The organism is Sinorhizobium chiapasense (assembly GCF_045277575.1).
GTDB classification, from domain to species: domain Bacteria; phylum Pseudomonadota; class Alphaproteobacteria; order Rhizobiales; family Rhizobiaceae; genus Ensifer; species Ensifer chiapasense_A.
This window is the reverse complement of the sequence record NZ_CP144205.1, coordinates 113,502-131,672: the sequence shown is the minus strand read 5'-3', so window position 1 is coordinate 131,672 and position 18,171 is coordinate 113,502. Positions and strand designations below refer to the sequence as shown.

Here is an 18,171-nt window from a genome sequence, read left to right as displayed (position 1 = left end):
GAGATTTCTCCGCTCAGGAAAATGTGCGGTGCGAAGGGCGATCCGGGCCCGGAAGTGTTGACCCGACCAAAACCTTCGACCGGAGTCAGAACCGTTCCGGGCGAACGAGGGTGACGACGAGGTAGGCCGCAAGCGCGACGGCGACGGCAAGACCGATCAGGGCTTCGAACATCGTGACCCCCTCCCTAAAGGCGGCTGAGCGCGCGCGCATAAAGCGCAAACGCGACAAAGCCGCCGATGCCGGCGGCAAGGAAAAGAACATCGGACATGCAAATTCTCCGGACTGTTGAGGTCCGGATCTTGCATCCGCTGTAGGTCAATTATCGATTGCGATGGTCGGAAGGGCGCATAAGGAAAAGATAAAGACTCCCGCTGACGCCTGCCAGGAACCGTGTGAGGCGGCCTTCCGTCCACGACCGCGCTTTCGCGGGAGATCGGATCATCTCTCCCGCATCAATGGAACGACGGATCACTCGAGACGGCTGCGCTTGGCGGCCTCTGGCTCGTCCTTGAGGCCCTTAGCCCTTGACGATGTGATTTACGGTCGCTTCGGGCGACGTCGTGACCTCGCGCATCCACTCGCGCCAGATCGCGACCAGCAGCGCCATCAGCACCGGGCCGACGAAGAGGCCGAGGAAGCCCATGGTCTTCACGCCGCCGACCAGGCCGAAGAAGGTCGGCAGGAAGGGAAGCTTGATCGGGCCGCCGACGAGGCGCGGGCGCAGCGTCTTGTCGACGATGAAGAGCTCGGTCGTGCCCCAGGCAAGCAGCGCAATGCCGTGAACCGGCGAGCCGCTGGCGACGAGGTAGACCGAAACCAGCGTGAAGCAGAGCGGCGCGCCGCCGGGGATCAGGGCCATCAGGCCGGTGATGATGCCAAGCGTGACCGGCGACGGAACGCCGGCCAGCCAGTAGGCGACGCCGAGCACGATGCCCTCGCCGATCGCAATGATGCCCATGCCTGTGACCGTCGAGCTGATCGTCAGCGGCACGACGCGCGACAGCCGTTCCCAGCGCATCGGGAAGATGCGCTCGCCAAGGCGGTCGAGCTGGCCGGAGAAGGACTGTCCGTCGCGGTAGACGAAGAACAGCGTAATCAGCATGAAGAGCAGCGTCAGGAAGGCGTGAAACGTCGAGGCACCGACGACCAGAACGCCCCGGTAGATGTTGCCGATATTGGAGCCGCTGACGAGCTGAACGAGCTCGCCGAGGGCGCCCGGATGGCCGATATGCTTCACCCATTGTTCGCCGAGCCAGGCGCCGGCAATCGGAATGCTGGTCAGCCAGGCGGGCACCAGCGCACCATTGGCATTGGTCTCGACCGCCCAGACGACCCAGTCGCGCACTTCATCGACCGCATAGACGGCGGCGATCGAGATCGGCACCACGATGAAGGAAATGACGGAGACGATGGCGATGGTTGCGGCCAGCGTGCGGTTACCGTTCACGGCAGCGAGCAGCCGGCGATAGATCGGCCAGCTGGCAAAGCCGATGACGACAGCCGCCAGCACCGGCACCACGAAACCGTGGAAGAAATAGACGCCGGCCAGAAGAACGAAGACCAGCATCCAGCGGGCAGCGGTCATGGGGCCGACAAGGGCATGGCGCGAAATGGCAGTGTGCCCGAGAAGCCGTGGCTCCACCGCAAAATTTTCTCGTTCGCGATTACCCAATTGCACCAATGATCCTCCGTCTTCCGACGAGCTTACAACAAACCCACGGCCTTGACAGCCTACCTACAGCGCCGCGCGTCTTATGAAGACGCGCAAAGGTCGCTGTAGCACTTTGAAGGCTGCATGTTTTTCCCTTTAATCGGCTACGATTAAAGGAAACATGCAGTAGCGCCGCGCGCCGCCCCTTTGCCCCTGCTTTACGGTAGTTTCAGGGCCATATGCGACGCTAGCGGCGGGACATGACAGAAAAATTTAGGAGGGAGCAAGTTTCCCCGGCCGTCTTTCGCCAAAGCCGGTCATTCCGCCGCAGGTTTTGCAGCCAGATGGGCAGGTCGGACGCGATCGACGAAGACGGATGCGAGGAAGATGCCGAAGCCGGCAACGCCGAGAACTGCGCCGACGAGACCGGTGGACGTCCAGCCGTAGCCGGCGGCAATCGAAGCACCGCCGAGCCAGGCGCCAAGCGCATTGGCGAGATTGAAGGCGGAATGGCTGAGGGCAGCCGCCAGCGTCTGTGCCTCGCCGGCGACATCCATCAGCCGCGTCTGCACCCCGGGCACGACGGCGAAGCCGCCGCCGATGAAGAGCACGTTGACGATCGCGATCCACGGATTGCCCATGGTGAAATAGAAAAGCACATAGGCGAAGATGTTGAAGACGATGGCGATGCCGATCGCCGGCAGCAGCGCCCAATCGGCAAGCCGCGCGCCGACGATGTTGCCGAGGATCATGCCGGCTCCGAAGACCGAAAGCATGACCGGCACATTGGCAAGAGAAACGCCAGCGACTTCGGTCAGCGCCGGCGTGATGTAGCTGAAAACGGCGAACATGCCGCCGCAGCCGATGGCACAGATGCCGAGCATCAGCCAGACCTGCAGCTTGCCGAGCGCACCCAGTTCGCGAAGCGGAGTCGCCTTCGGGTTGCCTTGGTCCCGCGGCACATGGACGAAGGTCAGCCCCACGGTCAGAAGGCTGATGCCGCCGACGATTGCGAAAGCGGACCGCCAGCCGAGCGCCTGGCCGAACCACGCGACAAGCGGCGTGCCGAAGAGGGTGGCGATCGTCAGCCCCATCATCACCCGGCCAACGGCGCGCGCCCGCTGGTTCGGCGCCGCGAGACCGGCAGCCACCAGGGCGGCAACGCCGAAATAAGCACCGTGCGGAAGACCGGCGAAGAAGCGCGCCGCAATCAGCGTGTAGAAATCCGGAGCGATCGCGCTGGCAAAATTGCCGATTGCGAAAATCAGCATCAGCGCCAGCAGCACGCGGAAGCGCGAGAAGCGGGCGGCAAGCACCGCGATCAGCGGTGCACCGACGACGACGCCGAGCGCATAGGCGCTGATCACCGCCCCCGCCCGCGGCACCGACACGGCGACATCCTCGGCGACCTGCGGCAAGAGACCCATGATTGCGAATTCGCCGGTGCCGATGCCGAAACCGCCGACGGCGAGCGCCACTTCGGCGGCAGAAATGCCCGCGCGGCGCGGTTCGACGGCGGAAGAATAAGCTTCGTCACACATGAGCAATGGCCTGCGTCGTCCGGCCCAGAGCGGACCGGAGAAAAATCTGGGGGATATGTCGGCGGGCGTTGGATCGGACCAACAGGGATATGCTGCAATGCAATACAGAATTTTGCCTTGGCAGGCAAAGCTTTTGCGGCTCTCGTCATACTTTTTCGAGAGCGCCCGCAGCGCCTGTTAACCGTAAGCCAAGTTGACGTTTACGTCAAAGTCATATAATCCCGAATCTCAGCTTGAAGCGGTGTCTCAAAAGCATCATCTTCATCGGCATGAGAAGGTCGGGAGGGATTTTCTCAGGCCGCGAGCAGGCCAGCCTGTGGCGACCAGAGGGAGAGAGGTCATGGCGGAAGTCAGCGCACAACAAACGGGGACCAGCCCAGGCAAGATCTGGCTGAAGTCCTATCCACCCGGCATTGCCGCCGAAATCGGCCCCCTGCCCTATAATTCGATCGGCGAGTTCTTCGACCACGCGGTCGCCCGCTATTCGACCCGCCCCGCCTTCACCTGCATGGGCAAGACACTGAGTTTTGCCGACCTCAACGCAGAATCTGCCAAGGTCGGCGCCTGGCTGCAGTCGCTCGGCCTCGCCAAGGGCGACCGCGTCGCGGTGATGATGCCGAACATCCTGCAGAACCCGGTCATCGTCTACGGCATACTTAGAGCGGGCTTTACCGTCGTGAACGTCAACCCGCTCTATACGCCGCGCGAACTGCAGCACCAGCTCGCCGATTCCGGCGCCAAGGCAATCTTCGTTCTGGAGAACTTTGCGCACACCGTGCAGCAGGTCGCCGACAAGACCTCCGTCAAGCACGTCGTCGTCGCCGCGATGGGCGACATGCTGGGTCTCAAGGGCGCGATCGTCAATCTCGTGGTCCGCCGCGTCAAGAAGCTGGTTCCTGCCTGGTCGATCCCCGGCCACCTCTCGTTCAGGACGGTGCTTGCCAAGGGCGGCCGCGCCACGATGAAAAAGCCGAACGTCGCTCCCGGTGACGTCGCCTTCCTGCAATATACCGGCGGCACGACCGGGGTCTCGAAGGGCGCGACACTCACCCATTCGAACCTGTTGTCGAACATGGCGCAGATGGAAATCTGGTTCCAGACGGCGTTCCGCTCGCGGGCACGACCAGACAATCTCGTCTTCATGTGCGCGCTGCCGCTCTACCACATCTTCGCGCTGACGGTGAATTCGCTGATGGGCCTTGCCACCGGCGGCAACAACATCCTGATCCCCAATCCGCGCGACATCCCGGGCTTCGTCAAGGAACTCGGCAAATACAAGACCAATATCTTCCCGGGCCTCAACACGCTGTTCAACGCGCTGATGAACAATGCGGAGTTCCAGAAGCTCGATTTCTCGTCGCTGATGCTGACATTCGGCGGCGGCATGGCGATCCAGCGCCCGGTGGCGGAACGCTGGAAGCAGATGACCGGTTGCTCGATCGCCGAAGGTTACGGCCTGTCGGAGACTTCGCCGGTGGCAACGGCCAATATCCTTGACGCAACCGAGTTCACCGGCACGATCGGCATGCCGATCCCCTCCACCGACGTCGAGATCCGCGACGACCAGGGCAACACATTGCCGATCGGTGAAGTCGGCGAAATCTGCATCCGCGGCCCGCAGGTGATGGCGGGCTATTGGCAGCGCCCGGACGAGACCGCCAAGGCGATCTCGCCGGATGGTTTCTTCCGCTCGGGCGACATCGGCTTCATGAATGCAGCCGGCCTCGTGAAGATCGTCGACCGCAAGAAGGACATGATCCTCGTCTCCGGTTTCAACGTCTTCCCGAACGAGATCGAGGAAGTGGCGATGACCCATCCGGGCGTTCTCGAATGCGCGGCGATCGGCGTTCCGGACGAGCATTCCGGCGAGGCCGTCAAGCTCTTCGTGGTCAAGAAGGATCCGGCGCTGACCGAGGACGACGTCAAGCGTCACTGCGCCGCCAACCTCACCAACTACAAGCGCCCGCGCTACGTCGAATTTCGCACCGAACTGCCGAAAACCAATGTCGGCAAGATCCTGCGAAAAGACCTGCGCGGCTGAGTTAGTCCAAAATTCAAACGATTTAAAAAATCCTGAAAACCGCCACTTCGGCGGTTTTGCGGGCTTGATTTGAAGGGCTTAAAGCGAATAGCTACGCAGGCGATTGTCCGACACCCCTGTCCGACCAAGGAGCCCTGCGATGAAAGCGCTTGTCGATCAACTCAAAGCAACCGCCTCTGAGACCAACGCAACCGATATCCGCGCCGCCTTCGCCAGCGACGCCGAACGCTTCCAGCGTTTCAGCACCACGCTCGGCGACCTGCTGTTCGATTATTCGAAATGCGCCGTCAACGACAGAGTGCTTGAGGGCCTCGAGGCGCTCGCCAAGGCCGCCAAGGTCGAGGAGAGGCGGGACGCCATGTTCCGCGGCGACATCATCAACATCACCGAGGAGCGCGCCGTGCTGCACACGGCGCTGCGCAACCGCGGCAACCGCCCGATCCTCGTCGACGGCAAGGACGTGATGCCCGACGTCAACGGCGTGCTCGATGCCATGGGCGCCTTTGCCGACGGGATCCGCTCGGGCGCGCTCAAGGGCGCGACCGGCAAGAAGATCACCGACGTCATCAATATCGGCATCGGCGGTTCCGACCTCGGGCCGGTCATGGCGACGCTGGCGCTCGCGCCATTCCACGACGGCCCCCGCCTTCACTTCGTCTCCAACATCGACGGCGCCCATATCGCCGATACGCTGAAGCTGATCGATCCGGAAACCTCGCTCTTCATCGTCGCCTCGAAGACCTTCACGACGATCGAGACGATGACCAATGCCGCGACGGCCCGTGCCTTCATCGCCGGCAAGCTCGGCGAAGCGGCCGTCGGCCACCACTTCGCAGCCGTCTCGACGGCACTCGACAAGGTCGCCGCCTTCGGCATCGACCAGGCCCGCGTCTTCGGCTTCTGGGACTGGGTCGGCGGGCGCTATTCCATCTGGTCGGCGATCGGCCTGCCGCTGATGATCGCCATCGGCAAGGAGAATTTCGGCCGCTTCCTCGATGGTGGCCATGCGATCGACGAGCATTTCCGCTCCGCGCCGATCCGTGAGAACATTCCGGTTCTGCTCGGCCTTCTCGGCTTCTACCATCGCAATGTACTCGGCTACCCGTCGCGGGCGATCCTGCCCTATGACCAGCGCCTGTCGCGCTTCCCGGCCTATCTGCAGCAGCTCGACATGGAATCGAACGGCAAGGCGGTGACGCTCGACAGCACCCCGGTCGAATATTCGACCGGCCCCGTCGTCTGGGGCGAGCCCGGCACCAATGGCCAGCACGCCTTCTATCAGCTCATCCATCAGGGCACGGACATCATTCCGGCGGAATTCATGATCGCCGCCAACGGCCATGAGAAGAACCTGCGCCATCAGCACGAGCTCCTGATCGCCAACTGCCTGGCGCAGTCCGAGGCGCTGATGAAGGGTCGCACGCTCGCCGAGGCCAAGGCGCAGCTCACCGTCAAGGGCATGGCCGACGCCAAGGCCGACAGGATTGCCCCGCACCGCGTCTTCACCGGCAACCGCCCGTCGCTGACGATCGTCTACGACCAGCTCGATCCCTTCGCGCTCGGCCGCCTGATCGCGCTCTACGAGCACCGCGTCTTCGTCGAAGGCGCGCTGTTCAACATCAATTCCTTCGACCAATGGGGCGTCGAGCTCGGCAAGGAGCTGGCAACCGGCCTGCTGCCGGTCGTCGAAGGCAAGGAAAGTGCGGCCGGCCATGATTCTTCGACCGCGGGTCTGGTGGCAGCCCTGCTGAAGGCCGCTCGCTAAGGCGCAGTTCCAAGCGGTTCCACCCGGAACCGCACCGCTTCAACGATGAGGCCCGAGGCGCAGATCACGCCTCGGGCCTCATTATTTGGCGCAGGCCGGCACCAGCTTTTTTTCGCGTAATCGAACAGATACGGCACGACACCAAACTCACAATTGACGAGAATTACTTATTGTCTTACGACAAAAATACAAGCAAAACGATAAAGGAATTTTCATGACGGACTCCGCCGAGAGGCTGCGCAGGCTCAGCCGCTTCATGAAGCTCATGATCCTATTGGGTGGCGCGGTGTTTTGTTCGGCCGTCGTCTATATGCACTGGCAGATCTTTTTCGACCGGCAGGGCTTCGAGCAGGGCATTCGCGATATCGTCTTCCCCCGCGTGGGGGCGATTACCCTTTCCTACCGCGCCATCGCCACAGTCATCTTCCTGACTGCCATCAACAACGCACTCGTCATTGCCGGCCTCGCCTTCGCCTGGCAGCTCTTCGACAGTTTCCAGCGCGGCGAGATCCTCTCCGGCCGCAATGGCGTGCTGTTGCGGCGGGTGGGGCTGACTGCGCTTGCGGGAGCGCTGTGCCTGACGGTCAGCAACGGGATCGGTATCCTGGCCGTCACCTACGACAACCCGGGCGCCACGGGACATGCGGTGATCTTCGACATCAATGGCGGCACGATGATCGTTCTGCTGATGGCCGGCCTGGTCGTCGGGCTTGGCCACGTCGTCGTCATCGCATCGGGGGTCGAAGCGGAGAACAGGAGCTTCGTCTAACGCATGCCGATCGTCGTCAATCTCGATGTCATGCTGGCGAAACGGAAGGTCCGCTCACGCGACCTCGCCGAGCAGGTGGGGATCACCGAGCAGAACATCTCGCTGCTGAAATCGGGCAAGGTGAAAGGCGTGCGCTTCGATACGCTGGAAAAGATCTGCGCCGCGCTCGACTGCCAGCCGGGCGATATCCTGGAATATCGCCCGGACCCGGAAGAATAAGAAAGCTCAGAGGCCGATTTCGTGCTTCCACGGCGGGTTTGCGCCGGCGCGCGAGACGGTGACCGCGGCCGCCTTGGCGCCGAGCGCCAGCGCATTGCGGACCGCGGTTTCGCTAAGATCGGCAACGTCGGCCTTGGTCAGGAGACCGCTGAGCTTCAGGGAAGCAAGCACGCCGGCATCGAAGGTATCGCCGGCACCGACCGTATCGACCACCGTCACCTTTTCGCCGGCGACCTCGACCTTGTGGCGGGCCGTGTAGCCGACGGCGCCGTCGGCGCCCTTGGTGATCAGCACCAGCTTCGGTCCGCGCTTCAGCCATTCGGCAGCAAGCTCGTCGTGGCTCCCTTCCATGCCGAACCAGGCGAGATCCTCGTCGGAGAACTTGATGATATCGGACATCGCCGCCATGCGGTTCATCCGCGCCAGATGGGCGTCCCTGTCCTTGATGAACCCGGGACGGATGTTCGGGTCGAAGGAGATCACCCGCTTCTCGTGCTCGCGCGTCATCAGCGCCTCGTAGGTCGAGCCGCAGGGCTCGGGGATCAGGCTGATCGCGCCGAAATGCAGCGCCTCGCAGAAATCACCCAGCGCCGGCAGGTGTTCGCGCGTGATCATCCGGCCGGCGGTGTTCTCGTCGAAGAAGGCGTAGCTGGCGTGGCCGTTGACCAGCTTGACGAAGGCGAGCGTCGTGTGCAGCGAGAGCGTCGCACAGGGGCCGAAATCGACATTCGCCGCCTTCAACGTCTCGCGCAGGATATCGCCGAACATGTCGTCGGAAAGGCCGGTGAAGAAACCGGTCGGAATGCCGAGGCGACCGAGCGCGATGGCCGTATTGAAGATCGCGCCGCCGGCATAGGGCGCAAAGGCGCTCTCGCCCGCGGTCGTGTCCCGCGGCAACATGTCGATCAGCGCTTCACCGCAACATACGATCATCGGCTTTTCCTCCTCAATGGCACTTCAATCGATTTAAAAAGAGTAGCTCAGGCGTTGCGGGGCCCCGGCGGCGCCGGGGGCCCGTCGAACTTTATGCCAGCGCGCTCACGCCGCCGTTGCGGCCCGACCAGGCGAGCGGCGCATTGAGGAAGGCCTCGACTTCACCAAGCGTCTTCTCGTCGAAGAGCGCCTGTTCGCGGGCAACCGCAAGGACGTTCCGCCAGGTGGCGATCCAATGCAGGTCGACGCCCTTGTCCTTCATCTCTCCGACCGCCTCCGGGAATATGTCGTAGTAGAAGAGCGCAATGCCGTGGTCGACGATGCCACCGGCCGCGCGAATGGCGTCGATGAACTTGAACATCGACCCGCCGGCCGTCGTCAGATCCTCAATCACGAGCACGCGCGCGCCTTCCGGCATATGGCCTTCGATCTGGGCGTTGCGGCCGTGGCCCTTCGGTGCCTTGCGGACGTAGATCATCGGCAGGCCGAGACGCTCGGCAAGCATGGCGGCAAAAGGAATGCCGGCGGTCTCGCCGCCGGCAACCACGTCGAACTTCTCGAAACCGGCCTCGCGCAGGATCGTTGCCGCGGCAAAATCCATCACCGCCGAACGGATGCGCGGATAGGAGATCAGCTTGCGGCAGTCGATATAGACGGGGCTCGCCATGCCGGACGAGAGCTTGTAGGGCTCATCGGCGCGGAAGTGTACGGCCTTGATCTCCCAGAGCATCTTGGCGACCAGCTCGGCCATCACGGCCTTGTCGGTGAACGCGTTGGAAAACATCAAACTCTCCTTCAAAACTAAAGCGATCAGACGACGGCCCAATGGAGCGGAAACATCGGATCGAACACGGTAACCAGACCGGCGCCGGTCTCGATCTTCTTCGGATAGGTGACGGCTTCAGCCTGCTTGCGCAGCGTGATCGTCTCGTCGTTGACCGGCAGGCCATACCAGGCAGGACCGTTCAGCGAGGCAAAGGCTTCGAGCTTGTCGAGCGCGCCCTCCTCCTCGAACACATGCGCCAGGCAGCTCATGGTATTGATCGAGGTGTAGATGCCGGCGCAGCCGCAGGCGCATTCCTTCAGCGGATCGACATGCGGTGCCGAGTCGGTGCCGAGGAAGAAGCGCTTGTCACCGGAAACCGCGGCGGCGCGCAGTGCCAGGCGGTGGTTTTCGCGCTTGGCGACCGGCAGGCAGTAGTAGTGCGGCTTGATCCCGCCGACGAGGATGGCGTTGCGGTTGATGATCAGGTGATGGGTGGTAATCGAACCGGCAAGGTTCGCCTTTGAGGCCTTGATGTAATCGATGCCGTCCTTGGTGGTGACGTGTTCCATCGTCACTTTCAGCTCCGGCAGGCGCTTGCGCAAGGGATCGAGCACGGTCTCGATGAACACGGCCTCGCGGTCGAAGATGTCGACATCGGACGTCGTGACCTCGCCGTGCACGCAGAGCGGCAGGCCGATCTTCGCCATGCGCTCCAGCACTGGCATCGCCTTGTCGATGTTGCGAACACCGCTGTGCGAGTTCGTCGTGGCGCCGGCGGGGTAGAGCTTGACCGCCTTGACGAGGCCGCTCTTGTGGCCGACCTCGACGTCGTCGGGATCCGTGCCTTCGGTGAGATAGAGCGTCATCAGCGGCTCGAACCGGTCGCCCGCGGGAAGCGCGGCGAGGATGCGCTCGCGATAGGCCGCGGCATCCGCGGCCGTGACGACAGGCGGCACCAGGTTGGGCATGATGATCGCGCGGGCGAAATGGCGGCTGGTATCGGCGATGACGCCCTTCAGCATGTCGCCGTCTCGCAGGTGAAGGTGCCAATCATCCGGGCGGCGGATAACGAGGTCTTGCATGGTCAGCGTTCTCCTAGGTCAGAGCAGGCGCAGGCGGAAAACCGCCGCCCCAGGCTCGCGCCCGATCCACGCGCGCAGCTTTGCAGCCGGCAGGTGCTGGTCGCGGGCGGTTACTCATGTGGTGGAACCGCGTCTCGATATCACCAATGCGCCCGGAAACACAATCCGCAATCCGACCATCGCTCAGAAATCCGTCAGCACCAGATCGGCAGGCCGCTGACGGTCGACCACGCGACGCGCGTTCGGGATGTCGTTGCCTAGGGCTTTGCGCTTCGCTGCCCCCTCGTCATAGCCGTGATCGTACCAACGCTTCAAAAGCCGCCGCTCCAGCTCCTCTATGCCGGGATTGATGAAGATCGAGAAATCGAAGGCATTTTCGAGCCGATTCCAGGGCGCCTCGTCGAGCAGCAGATAGTTGCCCTCCACCAGGATGATGCGCGTCTCCGGCGCAACGATCCGGGCGGAAGCGATCGCGATCTCGCGCGAGCGGTCGAAGACCGGAACCAGCACTTCGCCGTCATTGGCGCGCACCGCGGCAATCGTCGACAGAAAGGCCCTGACATCGAAGGTTTCCGGCGCGCCCTTGCGGGGAAGCAGGTCCTTTTCCTCCAGGACCGCATTGTCCATGTGGAAGCCGTCCATCGGCAGCACGGCCGCCTTCTCGCCGCCGGCGATCAGGGTCTCGGCGAGCGCGTCCGAAAGCGTCGACTTACCGGCCCCGGGCGGGCCGGCAATGGCGACGACGAAACGGGCGGCGCCGGCCGCCCGTTTCAGGATCTCGTTTGCGACCGGCTGGACGTTCATGCCGCCAGCGCCTCGCGCGGCGGCTCCTTCGCCCCGGTCATGAAGGCGACCGCATCCGACATCGTATGCTCCTTCGGATTGATGACGCAGAGCCGCTTGCCGAGGCGGTGGACATGGATGCGGTCGGCCACTTCGAACACATGCGGCATGTTGTGCGAAATCAGCACGATCGGCAGGCCGCGGGCGCGCACGTCAAGGATCAGCTCCAGCACCCGCCGGCTTTCCTTGACGCCGAGCGCTGCAGTCGGCTCGTCCATGATCACCACCTTGGATCCGAAGGCGGCGGCGCGGGCAACGGCAACGCCCTGGCGCTGGCCACCGGACAGCGTTTCCACCGCCTGGTTGATGTTCTGGATGGTCATCAGGCCGAGCTCGGAGAGCTTTGCCCGCGCCATCTTTTCCATCGCCGAGCGGTCGAGCGTGCGAAACAGCTTGCCCATGATGCCAGGTTTGCGGATCTCGCGGCCGAGGAACATGTTGTCGGCGATCGACAGCGCCGGCGACAGCGCCAGGTTCTGGTAGACGGTCTCGATGCCGGCGGCGCGCGCATCCATCGGCGAGCGGAAGTGCACCGTCTGCCCCTCGAGCTTGATTTCGCCTTCATCGGGCGTGATCGCGCCAGAGATGGCCTTGATCATCGAGGACTTGCCGGCGCCGTTGTCGCCGATCACGGCGAGAATTTCGCCGGGGTAGAGATCGAAGTCGGCTTGGTCGAGAGCGGTCACGCGACCGTAACGCTTGACGAGACCGCGAGCGGTGAGAATGGGTTCCTGTGTCATCAGGCAGCTACCTTTCTGATCCACTGGTCGATGGCGACGGCGGAGATGATGAGCACGCCGGTGAGGAAGACCTTCCATTGCGGGTCCGCGCCCATCATGTTGAGGCCCATGGAGACGACGCCGACGATCATCGCGCCGATCAGCGTGCCGAGGATCGAGCCGCGGCCGCCGAAGAGCGAGATGCCGCCGATCACCGCCGCGGTGATGGCCTGGAGGTTGTAGTCGGTGACTGCGGCGGACGGCGAAATCGAGCCGTTGCGGCCGATCGAAACCCAGGCCGCGAGTGCGGCGATCAGGCCCGCCAGCGTATAGGCGCTGAGCAGCACGCGGCTGGTGCGGATACCGGAGAGTTTCGCTGCTTCCGGATCGTCGCCGACGGCGTAGAGATGGCGGCCCCAGGCGGTATGGTTCAAGGCGTACCAGAGGCCGAAGACGAGGGCGACCATGGTGATGACGCCAAGCGTCAGTACCGCGGAGCCAACCTTGAAGCTGACCCCGAAGACATGCAGCATCTGGGTGACGGCGGCGACGTCGGCCTCGCGGATCGTCTCGTTCGCCGAATAGATGAAGTTCGTCGACATGATCACGTACCAGGTGCCGAGCGTGACGATGAAGGGCGGCAGCTTGAGACGCGAGACGAGGAAGCCGTTCAGGAAGCCACAGGCGCTGCCGACGCCGAGGCCGATCAGGATCGCGAGCGGTGCCGGAAGCCCGTAGGTCACCGCACAATTGCCCATGATGACGGCCGAAAGCACCATGATCACGCCGATCGAAAGGTCGATGCCGGCCGTCAGGATCACTAGAGTCTGCGCCGCGCCGAGGATGCCGACGATGGCGATCTGCTGGAGGATGAGGGTCAGCGTGTAGGACGAGAAGAACTTCCCGCCGATCGCAATGCCGAAGATCAGGATCGCAGCGACCAGCACGATGAACGGCACGGCGGCCGGGGTCGAATGCAGGAAATGCTGGATCTTCTGGATCGCGGTCTTGTCATGCGTGTCGAATGACGCGACCTGCGTCGAACTGTTGACCAGGACTTTTTCGAATTCCTGGGATGGCTGTGCGGCTGTGTTGGGCTCGCCCATGGACCTTCCTCCCGTGAACCCCGCTCCCAAGGGGTTGAGATCAAAGTATTACAGCGACTTTTCACGCGTCCGAACCGGCGCGTGGCGCTGTAGCGCGTGGCCCGCCCATCAACGTCGCGGGCATTTGCACGCTCGCAAGAAGCTGCGCGGTTTTCATCGCCTTGTCAAAGACATCGGCGCTTACGCGAAGGGCGGCCGGGGCCGCCCTTCCGTTGCTGGCTCATGCATCCGAAGAGCGGAGGCGATCAGCCCCAGCACTTCTCCGTGCCGACCTTGGTGTCGATCGATTCGACGCCGGCAGCCGGCTTGTCGGTAACGAGCGAAACGCCGGTGTCGAAGAAATCCTTGCCTTCGGTCGGCTTCGGCTTCTCGCCGGTATCGGCAAACTTCTTGATCGCCTCGATGCCGAGTGCGGCCATCATCAGCGGGTACTGCTGCGAGGTGGCACCGATGACGCCTTCGGCGACCGACTTGACGCCCGGGCAACCGCCGTCGACCGAGACGATCAGCACGTCCTTTTCCTTGCCGACGGCCTTCAGAGCCTGGTAGGCGCCAACGGCGGCCGGCTCGTTGATCGTGTGGATCACGTTGATGTCGGGATCCTTCTGCAGAAGGTTTTCCATCGCCTTGCGGCCACCTTCTTCATTGCCGTTGGTGACGTCATGGCCGACGATGCGCGCATCATCTTCGTCGCCGATCTTGTTCGGATCCTTCGGGTCGATGCCGAAGCCCATCATGAAGCCCTGGTCGCGCAGAACGTCGACGGTCGGCTGCGAGGGCGTCAGGTCGAGGAAGCCCACCTTGGCGGACTTCGCACCGTCACCCATGGTGGCGGCGGCCCACTGGCCGATCAGCTTGCCGGCGAGCAGGTTGTCGGTGGCAAAGGTGGCGTCGGCGGCAGTCGCCGGATCCAAGGGCGTGTCGAGCGCGATCACCAGAAGACCGGCGTCCTGCGCCTTCTTCACCTGGTCGACGATCGCCTTGGTGTCGGAAGCAGCAATCAGGATGCCCTTGGCGCCATCGGCGATGCAGGATTCGATCGCAGCCACCTGGCTGTCATGGTCGCCGTCGATCTTGCCGGCATAGGCCTTCAGCGACACGCCAAGTTCCTTGGCCTTGGCGGTCGCGCCTTCCTTCATCTTGACGAAGAACGGGTTGGTATCGGTCTTGGTGATCAGGCAGGCGCCGACGTCGGCAGCCTCGGCCGGCACGGCGAAGACGACACCGAGCGACAGTGCGCCGAAGGCAGCAGAAAGAACAGTCTTCTTCATGAAATCCTCCCAAGGATTGAAAAATCGTGCCGGCGGACCGGCCCAGGCCACGCCGACGCAGCATTCTCCTCCGCTGCAATTGGCGCTTCCGAGACAAAAACAAACACTAAATTTCCGGGGTGTCAATAAATAAATCAAATTGAATTATTATTTCGATGTGGCATTCTTGCGGTGACGACACGCCACCCCGGGATCGGAGCGTCAGGCAAATTGACAGGGGCGTGACAAGCGGAAACAACAGACCTGCGCCAAGCGGGCACCAGAGCGGGATGCGGAAAAGTGTTTACGGTTTTCCGCTCGCACCTCGCTCTAACATATGAAAATCGATGCCAACGGGAGGAGACGGTGGCATGTCACTGACAGACGGTCCCGATCGGGGACCGACGCAACCTGAAGTCATCGACCCGAGCGGCGGTGCTAACCAGACGCGCGTTCGCGCTTACAACGAGCGCCTGGTCATGTCGCTGGTCAGGCGTCACGGCGGCCTCTCCAAAGCCGACATCGCCCGGCGTTCCGGACTTTCGGCGCAGACCGTTTCAGTGATCATGCGCGCCCTTGAAAGCGATGGCCTGCTGATCAAGGGCGACCCCGTGCGCGGCAAGGTCGGACAACCCTCGACGCCGATGCGTCTCAATCCTGACGCGGTATTTTCCTTCGGCGTAAAGATCGGTCGGCGCAGCGCCGATCTCGTGCTGATGGATTTCGTCGGCACCATCCGGCTGCAGCTGCACCATGTGCACGCCTATCCGTTGCCGGGCGATCTCGTCGACTTCATCATTTCAGGCATGGCGAAGCTTGAACTGCAGCTCAACCCCGACCAGCGCAAGCGCATCGCCGGCATTGGAATTGCGACACCCTTCGAGCTCTGGAACTGGGCAGAGGAAGTTGGGGCGCCGCGCGAAGAAATGAACAAGTGGCGCGATGTCGATTTGCAGGCAGCGGTCGGGGCGCGTACGACTTATCCGGTCTTCCTGCAGAACGACGGCACCAGCGCCTGTGGCGCCGAACTCGCCTTCGGCGTCGGCGCCAGCTATCCGGATTTCGTCTATTTCTACGTCGGCTCGTTCATCGGTGGCGGCGTCGTCCTCAACTCCGCGCTCTTTTCCGGACGCACCGGCACCGCCGGCGCCGTAGGCCCGCTACCGGTCTCGGGCAAGGACGGCAAGACCATTCAGCTCCTCAAGATCGCCTCGGTCTTCGTGCTCGAGAACCTGTTGCGCGAACGCGGCATCGATCCGCGACCGCTCTGGTACTCGGCCGACGACTGGATCGACTTCGGCGAGCCGCTCGACATCTGGATCGACGACTGCGGGGCGGCGCTTGCCCAGGCGGTCGTCTCCGCCGTCTCGATCGTCGACTTTTCAGCCGTCGTCATCGACGGCGGTTTCCCGCCTTGGGTCCGGGCCCGGTTGCTCGCCGCCACGCGCAAGGCACTCTACGAACTCGACCTCCAGGGCGTGACCATTCCGGAACTGGTGGAAGGCCTGGTTGGCAGCCACGCACGCGCCATCGGTGGCGCGAGCCTGCCGCTTTTCTCCCGTTACCTGCTCGACACCAATGTCCTCTTCAAGGAGCTCGGCTGATGCTGAAAGGACTAAACCCGATCCTCAGTCCCGAACTGCTCGCGACACTCCGGGCCATGGGGCACGGCGATGAAATCGCGCTGGTCGACGGCAACTATCCGGGCCAGGAACATGCGCGCCGGCTGGTCCGCCTCGACGGCCACCCGCTGATCTCGGTGCTCGACGCCATCCTCAGCGTGCTGCCGATCGACGATTTCGTGCCGGAGGCAATCTTCCGCGCCACGGTCAAGCAGGACAAGGATGCGCTCGACCCGGTGCACCGCGAGATCATCGAATGCTGCGGCCGACACGAGCCGGACCGCCAGGTCGTTCCCCTGCTCGGCGCGGATTTTTATCCGCGGGTCAGGACGGCGCATACGGTGGTCCAGACCAGCGAGCCCCGGCTTTACGGCAACGTCATCCTGCGCAAGGGCGTGATCTACCCCTGAAACGCGAAAAGCCCGCCGGCGACCGACGGGCTTTCTGTGATTGCGGTGATGCTCGCTATCAGGCGCCGCGCTTGTCGATCGACAGAGCGCCGGGGCCGAAGGCGGCGAGCACGAGGAAACCGCCGGCGATCGCGATGTTCTTCATCATCATCAGGCCGTTGAAGACGGTCAGCAGGCCATTGGCTTCCGGCGGGAAGTTCGGGATGTTGATCGCGCCGCTGTGGAAGGCGAAAGCCGTGACCAGGCTGAACGCTGCCAGGAGATAGGCAGCAATCTTCGTCTGGAAGCCGACGAGCACGGCAAGACCGGAGACCAGTTCGAAGAGGCCGGCAAGGTAGGCGAGCGCGGTCGGTGCCGGCCAGCCGGCGCCGGTGATCATCTGGGCCGTGCCCGACGGATCCATCAGCTTGCTGAAACCGGACATGATGAACATGATAGAGAGCAGGACGCGTCCGACGAGGACGACAACATTCTGAGGCATGCGAGGCTCCTGTGAGAAACGGGTGTTGGCAACAGAAGTATCAGCATTTTCAAATTCATCTAGCCGCTCCGCGGGCGACAGATCGTTCACGAAAATGAAACGACCAGCCGGCATCGTCAACCTTCGAGCTCGACGTTCTCTCAATTCTCCGCGGACGAACATGGAACTACATAGTCGGCGTATCGTTCTTTTCTATTGCAAGGACGAAGCGGCTGGGCGAAGAATTTCGGCGCGGCAGGGGACGCCGCCCGCGGGGTCAAGTCATGAACGAAATCAACCGGAGCCCGACATTCTGGCGCTCGTTTCCGATCTTTGAAGAGTTCGACAAGAATACCATAGCCGAGCTCGCCGACATCGCGACCTACAGGAAGTGGCCGGCCGGCACGGTCATCTTCCAGCGGGGCGACGAAGGCAACTACATGATCGTCGTCATCTCTGGACGCATCAAGCTTTCGCTGATCACGCCGCAGGGCCGCGAGCTGATGCTGCGCCAGCACGAAGCCGGTGCGATCTTCGGCGAGATGGCGGTGCTTGATGGTCAGACACGTTCCGCCGATGCCACGGCGATGACCGCCTCCGAGGGCTACGTGATCGGCAAGAAGGCCTTCCTCGATATCGTCACCAATCGGCCGGAGGCGGCCGAGGCCGTCATCCGCTTTCTCTGCGCGCAATTGCGCGACACGACGGAACGGCTGGAGACCATCGCGCTCTACGATCTCAACGCCCGCGTCGCGCGCTTCTTTCTCGCGACGCTTCGACAGATCCACGGCAACGAATTGCCGGAAAGCGCCAATCTCCGGCTGACCATGAGCCAGACGGACATCGCCGGTGTGCTCGGCGCGAGCCGGCCTAAGGTCAACCGCGCCATCCAGTGGCTGGAGGAGAGCGGCGCGATCAAGCGGAGCGACGGTATCATCGCCTGCAAAGTCGGCCGCCTGCAGAGCATTGCCGATCCGGAGGAGGACTAGACCG

The 18,171-nt window shown here is 63.0% G+C and carries 18 protein-coding genes; 7 read left to right on the top strand and 11 right to left on the bottom strand.

Translation table 11 applies throughout. The features are described from left to right. Positions 1-85: 85 nt before the first annotated feature. The 3 genes from kdpF to QM996_RS00600 all read right to left on the bottom strand — a co-directional run bounded on the left by kdpF (position 86) and on the right by QM996_RS00600 (position 3,193). Positions 86-262, bottom strand: a complete 177-nt coding sequence (gene kdpF / locus QM996_RS00610) for a K(+)-transporting ATPase subunit F (protein ID WP_500268852.1) — start codon at positions 260-262, stop codon at positions 86-88. A gap of 256 nt (positions 263-518) precedes the next feature. After that, on the bottom strand, positions 519-1,679 hold the full coding sequence (locus QM996_RS00605) for an AI-2E family transporter (RefSeq protein ID WP_500268851.1): 1,161 nt from the start codon (positions 1,677-1,679) through the stop codon (positions 519-521). A gap of 290 nt (positions 1,680-1,969) precedes the next feature. Continuing rightward, positions 1,970-3,193 carry an MFS transporter gene (locus QM996_RS00600; protein WP_500268850.1) on the bottom strand — a complete coding sequence of 408 codons (1,224 nt, stop codon included), beginning with the start codon at positions 3,191-3,193 and terminating at the stop codon, positions 1,970-1,972. Positions 3,194-3,533: 340 nt separating this feature from the next. On the opposite strand from QM996_RS00600, the gene QM996_RS00595 reads away from it, so the two are divergent. The 4 genes from QM996_RS00595 (at position 3,534) to QM996_RS00580 (ending at position 7,987) form a co-directional block, all read left to right on the top strand. Further along, a complete protein-coding gene (locus tag QM996_RS00595; protein ID WP_500268849.1) occupies positions 3,534-5,234 on the top strand; it encodes a long-chain fatty acid--CoA ligase in 1,701 nt (566 codons plus the stop codon). A gap of 139 nt (positions 5,235-5,373) precedes the next feature. After that, positions 5,374-6,999, top strand: a complete 1,626-nt coding sequence (gene pgi / locus QM996_RS00590; RefSeq protein ID WP_500268848.1) for a glucose-6-phosphate isomerase — start codon at positions 5,374-5,376, stop codon at positions 6,997-6,999. 214 nt (positions 7,000-7,213) lie between these two features. After that, complete coding sequence (locus QM996_RS00585) at positions 7,214-7,768, top strand: hypothetical protein (protein ID WP_500268847.1); 555 nt, start codon at positions 7,214-7,216, stop codon at positions 7,766-7,768. 3 nt (positions 7,769-7,771) lie between these two features. Further along, positions 7,772-7,987, top strand: a complete 216-nt coding sequence (locus QM996_RS00580) for a helix-turn-helix domain-containing protein (protein ID WP_500268846.1) — start codon at positions 7,772-7,774, stop codon at positions 7,985-7,987. 6 nt (positions 7,988-7,993) lie between these two features. On the opposite strand, the gene QM996_RS00575 is transcribed toward QM996_RS00580, so the two are convergent. From QM996_RS00575 to QM996_RS00545, 7 genes are all read right to left on the bottom strand, one after another. Then, complete coding sequence (locus QM996_RS00575) at positions 7,994-8,920, bottom strand: carbohydrate kinase family protein (protein ID WP_500268845.1); 927 nt, start codon at positions 8,918-8,920, stop codon at positions 7,994-7,996. Between the two features lie 91 nt (positions 8,921-9,011). Continuing rightward, complete coding sequence (locus tag QM996_RS00570) at positions 9,012-9,704, bottom strand: orotate phosphoribosyltransferase (protein ID WP_500268844.1); 693 nt, start codon at positions 9,702-9,704, stop codon at positions 9,012-9,014. 26 nt (positions 9,705-9,730) lie between these two features. Next, the gene (gene pyrC, locus QM996_RS00565; protein ID WP_500268843.1) at positions 9,731-10,768 is read right to left on the bottom strand and encodes a dihydroorotase; all 1,038 of its coding nucleotides are present in this window, start codon (positions 10,766-10,768) and stop codon (positions 9,731-9,733) included. 183 nt (positions 10,769-10,951) lie between these two features. Then, positions 10,952-11,572, bottom strand: coding sequence for a nucleoside triphosphate hydrolase (locus QM996_RS00560; protein WP_500268842.1), 621 nt, complete (start codon positions 11,570-11,572; stop codon positions 10,952-10,954). Then, positions 11,569-12,351: a sugar ABC transporter ATP-binding protein gene (locus tag QM996_RS00555; RefSeq protein WP_500268841.1), complete on the bottom strand. Its 783-nt coding sequence runs from the start codon at positions 12,349-12,351 to the stop codon at positions 11,569-11,571. The genes QM996_RS00560 and QM996_RS00555 overlap by 4 nt, the downstream gene beginning before the upstream one ends. Next, complete coding sequence (locus tag QM996_RS00550; protein ID WP_500268840.1) at positions 12,351-13,436, bottom strand: ABC transporter permease; 1,086 nt, start codon at positions 13,434-13,436, stop codon at positions 12,351-12,353. The genes QM996_RS00555 and QM996_RS00550 overlap by 1 nt, the downstream gene beginning before the upstream one ends. 245 nt (positions 13,437-13,681) lie before the next feature. Then, on the bottom strand, positions 13,682-14,707 hold the full coding sequence (locus tag QM996_RS00545) for a sugar ABC transporter substrate-binding protein (RefSeq protein ID WP_500268839.1): 1,026 nt from the start codon (positions 14,705-14,707) through the stop codon (positions 13,682-13,684). Positions 14,708-15,057: 350 nt separating this feature from the next. On the opposite strand from QM996_RS00545, the gene QM996_RS00540 reads away from it, so the two are divergent. After that, positions 15,058-16,290 (top strand): ROK family transcriptional regulator, encoded by a 1,233-nt coding sequence (locus QM996_RS00540; protein ID WP_500268838.1) that lies wholly within the window; start codon positions 15,058-15,060, stop codon positions 16,288-16,290. Further along, positions 16,290-16,718 (top strand): RbsD/FucU family protein, encoded by a 429-nt coding sequence (locus QM996_RS00535; RefSeq protein ID WP_500268837.1) that lies wholly within the window; start codon positions 16,290-16,292, stop codon positions 16,716-16,718. Before QM996_RS00540 ends, QM996_RS00535 begins: the two co-directional genes overlap by 1 nt. A 58-nt stretch (positions 16,719-16,776) precedes the next feature. On the opposite strand, the gene QM996_RS00530 is transcribed toward QM996_RS00535, so the two are convergent. Then, positions 16,777-17,199 (bottom strand): DoxX family protein, encoded by a 423-nt coding sequence (locus tag QM996_RS00530; protein WP_500268836.1) that lies wholly within the window; start codon positions 17,197-17,199, stop codon positions 16,777-16,779. 263 nt (positions 17,200-17,462) lie between these two features. Between QM996_RS00530 and QM996_RS00525 the strand changes: the two genes are divergently transcribed. Continuing rightward, positions 17,463-18,167, top strand: a complete 705-nt coding sequence (locus QM996_RS00525) for a Crp/Fnr family transcriptional regulator (protein WP_429811120.1) — start codon at positions 17,463-17,465, stop codon at positions 18,165-18,167. The last annotated feature ends 4 nt before the right edge of the window (positions 18,168-18,171 follow it).

What these genes read in the sequence shown, in the direction of transcription:
- kdpF (WP_500268852.1), bottom strand. Translation starts at nt 262, where the DNA reads ATGTTCTTTTCCTTGCCGCCGGCATCGGCGGCTTTGTCGCGTTTGCGC.
- QM996_RS00600 (WP_500268850.1), bottom strand. Translation starts at nt 3,193, where the DNA reads ATGTGTGACGAAGCTTATTCTTCCGCCGTCGAACCGCGCCGCGCGGGC.
- QM996_RS00595 (WP_500268849.1), top strand. Translation starts at nt 3,534, where the DNA reads ATGGCGGAAGTCAGCGCACAACAAACGGGGACCAGCCCAGGCAAGATC.
- pgi (WP_500268848.1), top strand. Translation starts at nt 5,374, where the DNA reads ATGAAAGCGCTTGTCGATCAACTCAAAGCAACCGCCTCTGAGACCAAC.
- QM996_RS00585 (WP_500268847.1), top strand. Translation starts at nt 7,214, where the DNA reads ATGACGGACTCCGCCGAGAGGCTGCGCAGGCTCAGCCGCTTCATGAAG.
- QM996_RS00580 (WP_500268846.1), top strand. Translation starts at nt 7,772, where the DNA reads ATGCCGATCGTCGTCAATCTCGATGTCATGCTGGCGAAACGGAAGGTC.
- QM996_RS00575 (WP_500268845.1), bottom strand. Translation starts at nt 8,920, where the DNA reads ATGATCGTATGTTGCGGTGAAGCGCTGATCGACATGTTGCCGCGGGAC.
- QM996_RS00570 (WP_500268844.1), bottom strand. Translation starts at nt 9,704, where the DNA reads ATGTTTTCCAACGCGTTCACCGACAAGGCCGTGATGGCCGAGCTGGTC.
- pyrC (WP_500268843.1), bottom strand. Translation starts at nt 10,768, where the DNA reads ATGCAAGACCTCGTTATCCGCCGCCCGGATGATTGGCACCTTCACCTG.
- QM996_RS00560 (WP_500268842.1), bottom strand. Translation starts at nt 11,572, where the DNA reads ATGAACGTCCAGCCGGTCGCAAACGAGATCCTGAAACGGGCGGCCGGC.
- QM996_RS00555 (WP_500268841.1), bottom strand. Translation starts at nt 12,351, where the DNA reads ATGACACAGGAACCCATTCTCACCGCTCGCGGTCTCGTCAAGCGTTAC.
- QM996_RS00550 (WP_500268840.1), bottom strand. Translation starts at nt 13,436, where the DNA reads ATGGGCGAGCCCAACACAGCCGCACAGCCATCCCAGGAATTCGAAAAA.
- QM996_RS00545 (WP_500268839.1), bottom strand. Translation starts at nt 14,707, where the DNA reads ATGAAGAAGACTGTTCTTTCTGCTGCCTTCGGCGCACTGTCGCTCGGT.
- QM996_RS00540 (WP_500268838.1), top strand. Translation starts at nt 15,058, where the DNA reads ATGTCACTGACAGACGGTCCCGATCGGGGACCGACGCAACCTGAAGTC.
- QM996_RS00535 (WP_500268837.1), top strand. Translation starts at nt 16,290, where the DNA reads ATGCTGAAAGGACTAAACCCGATCCTCAGTCCCGAACTGCTCGCGACA.
- QM996_RS00530 (WP_500268836.1), bottom strand. Translation starts at nt 17,199, where the DNA reads ATGCCTCAGAATGTTGTCGTCCTCGTCGGACGCGTCCTGCTCTCTATC.
- QM996_RS00525 (WP_429811120.1), top strand. Translation starts at nt 17,463, where the DNA reads ATGAACGAAATCAACCGGAGCCCGACATTCTGGCGCTCGTTTCCGATC.